At 54.3% G+C, this 3,463-nt stretch carries 8 protein-coding genes; all 8 read right to left on the bottom strand.

All coding sequences use genetic code 11. From position 1 onward, the window contains the following. Positions 1-188 (bottom strand): 30S ribosomal protein S11 (gene rpsK / locus IK012_RS06270; RefSeq protein ID WP_290952009.1); only part of this gene is annotated, 188 nt, incomplete at its 3' end. 11 nt (positions 189-199) lie between these two features. Next, a complete protein-coding gene (gene rpsM / locus IK012_RS06275) occupies positions 200-568 on the bottom strand; it encodes a 30S ribosomal protein S13 (RefSeq protein WP_072807559.1) in 369 nt (122 codons plus the stop codon). A gap of 9 nt (positions 569-577) precedes the next feature. After that, complete coding sequence (rpmJ, locus tag IK012_RS06280; RefSeq protein ID WP_088639011.1) at positions 578-694, bottom strand: 50S ribosomal protein L36; 117 nt, start codon at positions 692-694, stop codon at positions 578-580. A gap of 26 nt (positions 695-720) precedes the next feature. Then, positions 721-939: a translation initiation factor IF-1 gene (gene infA, locus IK012_RS06285; protein WP_014546098.1), complete on the bottom strand. Its 219-nt coding sequence runs from the start codon at positions 937-939 to the stop codon at positions 721-723. After that, positions 939-2,285 (bottom strand): preprotein translocase subunit SecY, encoded by a 1,347-nt coding sequence (gene secY, locus IK012_RS06290; RefSeq protein WP_173384491.1) that lies wholly within the window; start codon positions 2,283-2,285, stop codon positions 939-941. Before secY ends, infA begins: the two co-directional genes overlap by 1 nt. Then, on the bottom strand, positions 2,285-2,722 hold the full coding sequence (gene rplO, locus IK012_RS06295; RefSeq protein ID WP_173384492.1) for a 50S ribosomal protein L15: 438 nt from the start codon (positions 2,720-2,722) through the stop codon (positions 2,285-2,287). The genes secY and rplO overlap by 1 nt, the downstream gene beginning before the upstream one ends. A 2-nt stretch (positions 2,723-2,724) precedes the next feature. Beyond that, complete coding sequence (gene rpmD, locus IK012_RS06300) at positions 2,725-2,904, bottom strand: 50S ribosomal protein L30 (protein ID WP_173384493.1); 180 nt, start codon at positions 2,902-2,904, stop codon at positions 2,725-2,727. 13 nt (positions 2,905-2,917) lie between these two features. Next, the gene (gene rpsE / locus IK012_RS06305; RefSeq protein WP_290952016.1) at positions 2,918-3,400 is read right to left on the bottom strand and encodes a 30S ribosomal protein S5; all 483 of its coding nucleotides are present in this window, start codon (positions 3,398-3,400) and stop codon (positions 2,918-2,920) included. Between the last annotated feature and the right edge of the window lie 63 nt (positions 3,401-3,463).

Genomic DNA, 3,463 nt, shown 5'->3' on the forward strand with positions numbered 1-3,463 from the left:
CCCCAAGCGACGACGTTGCCACGAGCGTCGGTGATAGAGACGATTGTGTTGTTGAAGGTGGCGTTGACGCAGGCGATGCCCTGGATGTCAATACGCTTCTTGCCCTTCTTGACCTTAACTTCTTCAGTAGCGGCTGCGGCCGGAGCTTCAGCAGCGGCAGCGGTTTCCTTGATTTCTTCTTCAGCCACGACGAATCTCCTTACTTCTTCTTGTTAGCCACAGTCTTCTTGGGGCCCTTGCGGGTACGGGCGTTGGTACGGGAACGCTGACCGCGGACCGGCAGGCCCTTGCGGTGGCGGATACCACGGTAGCAACCGATATCCAAGAGACGCTTGATGTTCAGGGTAACTTCCGCGCGGAGCTGACCTTCCACGGAGTATTCGTCTTCGAGGAGATGACGAATCTTACCTTGTTCTTCTTCGGTGAGGTCATCGCACTTCTTGTTCTTGTCGATGCCCAGCTGAGCACAGACCTTGTTTGCGGTGAACAGACCGACACCATAGATCGCCGTGAGACCGTACTCGACAGTCTTGTTCTTCGGCAAATCGACACCAGCTATACGTGCCATACGATCTCCTTATCCCTGCTTCTGCTTGTGACGGGGGTTCTTCGAACAGATGATGCGCAATACACCCTTACGACGGATGATCTTGCAGTTTTCACATCTGGGTTTGATGGAGGCTTTGAGTTTCATAGGTTTGACCTTCTTTTGAATACCTATTACTTGTAACGGTAAGTGATTCTTCCACGATTGAGGTCGTAGGGAGAAATCTCAACCAACACTTTGTCGTCCGGCAAAATTCGGATGAAATGCCGACGCATCTTTCCTGAAACATGAGCGAGGATCTCGTGACCATTTCCGAGTTGGACACGGAAGAACGCGTTCGGGAGCGCTTCCAGAACGACGCCTTCAACTTGTATGCCTTCTTCCTTAGCCACTAAGATGCCATCCTGCCGCGGATGCGGCCATGCTTCAAGAAACCTTCATAATTCTTGGTATGCAACTGGGCTTCGAGCTGACGAAGCGTATCCAGCGCCACACCGACCACGATAAGTACCGAGGTGCCCCCAATATAGAAACTCATATTGAGCGCGTCTTTCAGGTGAAGCGGTCCGACGCTGATAAAAGCGAGGAACAGCGAGCCCGGAAGAGAAATTCGGGTCAAAATGTGGTCTATGTATTCCGCCGTCTGCTTACCCGGACGCACACCCGGGATAAATCCACCAGACTTCTTCAGGTTTTCGGCAATGTCGTTCGGGTTGTACTGGATTGCCGTGTAGAAGAAGGTGAAGAATATGATAAGCAGCGCGTCAATCACACTGTAAGAAATGTGACCTGGAATGAACGCTGCGGCGAAAGACTGCATCGCAGAAACGTTCGGGAACCACGACGCGATCATGGCCGGAATGAACATGATGCACGAAGCGAAAATCACGGGGATCACGCCAGCGGTATTGACCTTGAAGGGCAAGTAGCTGGACTGGCCGCCCATGACCTTGTTTCCGACAGTCCTACGAGGACTTTGGAGTGGAATGCGACGGTTCGCCTGCTCCACGAAAACGATGAATCCGACAATCGCAATCACAATCGCCAAGATGAAGATCTCGATGGCGAGCGGATGGATGCCTTCCTTCAACATTTCCACTTCGGCAAGGAAAGCTCGCGGGAAGCTTCCGACGATACCGGCGAAGATAATAAGAGAAATACCGTTACCTACACCGTGCGAAGTAATCTGTTCGCCCAGGTACATCACGAAAATCGTACCGGCGGTGAAGGTCAGGGTAGCAAGTAGACGGAAGCCGATGTTACCTGCGCCGGAGGCGAAGTCGTCCGCAAGAGCGGAGACTGCACCGACTTTCAGGTTGGAAAGCCACACAGAAATGCCCCATCCCTGCAAGGCGGCGAGAGCCACCGTAAAGTAACGGGTATACTGGTTCAGCCTGGCGCGGCCTTCTTGGCCTTCCTTCTGGAGCATCTGGATAGCCGGGATCACCGAACCCATCAACTGGATAATGATGGATGCGCTGATGTAAGGCATAATACCCAAGGCGAACACGGTCGCTTTCGCAAACGCACCGCCAGTGAAGGAGTCGTACATGCCGAACAAGTTGTTCGAACTCTTGAAGTATTCCGCGAGGACCGCGGCGTTTACTCCGGGGATAGTGATGTGCGCACCAATGCGGTAGACGACGAGGACGCCGAGCGTAAAGAGCAACTTCTTACGCAGGTCCCCGATCTTGAACGCATTGACGAACGCATCTATGGCTTTCTTGAGAGCTTCCATTAGACGATCTCGACTTTGCCGCCAGCAGCTTCGATAAGGGACTTGGCCTTTTCGCTGATGGCGTTAACCTTTACATTGATTGCCTTGTCGATAGCACCGAAGGCGAGAACCTTAACGGGCTTTTCGATGTTACGGATGAACCCGAGATCGAAGAGGACCTTGGCGTCGAATTCGGCCACGTTGGCAGAAGCGAGACGCTTGAGGTTCACGATCTGGAATTCGATACCGGCATGCTTGAAACCGCGCTTCGGGATGCGGCGGTGGATAGGCATCTGGCCGCCTTCGAAAGCGACACGACCAGCCTTGGCGCTCTTACGAGCACCAGCACCCTTCTGACCACGGCCAGCGGTGGTGCCCCAACCGGAACCCGGACCGCGGCCGATACGCTTGCGCTTGACGACCTTGGCCTTGCCAGGATTGAGAGTATTGAGTTCCATTATTAGATCTCCTCGACCTTCACCATGTCAGCCACGGCATTGATCATGCCCTGGATGCTGGGGGTCAAATTATGTTCAACAGATTGACCGATCTTGCGGAGACCGAGAGCGGCCACGTTGGCGCGGTGCACCGGAAGGCGGCGGACGGTACCCTTGATCAAAGTAATACGAACTTTCTTCATTGTGTATTACTCCTTAGGCTTCAAAACCACGCAGCTTGGCGCAGTCCTGTTTGTTCATCTGGGACTTCAGGCCTTCCAGGCAAGCGCTGACGACAGTGCTCGGGTTGGAGGAACCGTGAATCTTGGTGAGGATGTTGCGCACACCGGCGAGTTCGAGAACAGCACGGGCGGCAGCACCGGCGATAACGCCAGTACCCGGAGCAGCCGGCATGAGGAGGAGGCGTGTAGAACCGCTCTTCACTTCGATGTCGTGCGGGATGGTGCCGTCGAGGAGCTGGACTTCGACGATATTGCGCTGGGCAGCTTCGGTACCCTTGCGGATAGCTTCGGAAACTTCCTTAGCCTTGCCGAGACCGACACCGACCTTGCCGTTCTTGTTGCCGACGACAACGAGAGCGGAGAAGGACATGCGACGGCCGCCCTTGACGGTCTTTGCGCAACGGTTGATGTGTACAACCTTGTCTTCAAATTCAGAAACTTGAGCTTCGCGTTCCAAAGTGTACCTCACTAGAATTTGAGTCCGCCTTCACGAGCTCCCTCAGCGAGAGCCTGAACGCGA

It is taken from the genome of Fibrobacter sp. (assembly GCF_017551775.1).
Classification (GTDB): Bacteria; Fibrobacterota; Fibrobacteria; order Fibrobacterales; family Fibrobacteraceae; genus Fibrobacter.

Coding starts and splice junctions, on each gene's coding strand:
- rpsM (WP_072807559.1), bottom strand. CDS start 568: ATGGCACGTATAGCTGGTGTCGATTTGCCGAAGAACAAGACTGTCGAG.
- rpmJ (WP_088639011.1), bottom strand. CDS start 694: ATGAAACTCAAAGCCTCCATCAAACCCAGATGTGAAAACTGCAAGATC.
- secY (WP_173384491.1), bottom strand. CDS start 2,285: ATGGAAGCTCTCAAGAAAGCCATAGATGCGTTCGTCAATGCGTTCAAG.
- rplO (WP_173384492.1), bottom strand. CDS start 2,722: ATGGAACTCAATACTCTCAATCCTGGCAAGGCCAAGGTCGTCAAGCGC.
- rpmD (WP_173384493.1), bottom strand. CDS start 2,904: ATGAAGAAAGTTCGTATTACTTTGATCAAGGGTACCGTCCGCCGCCTT.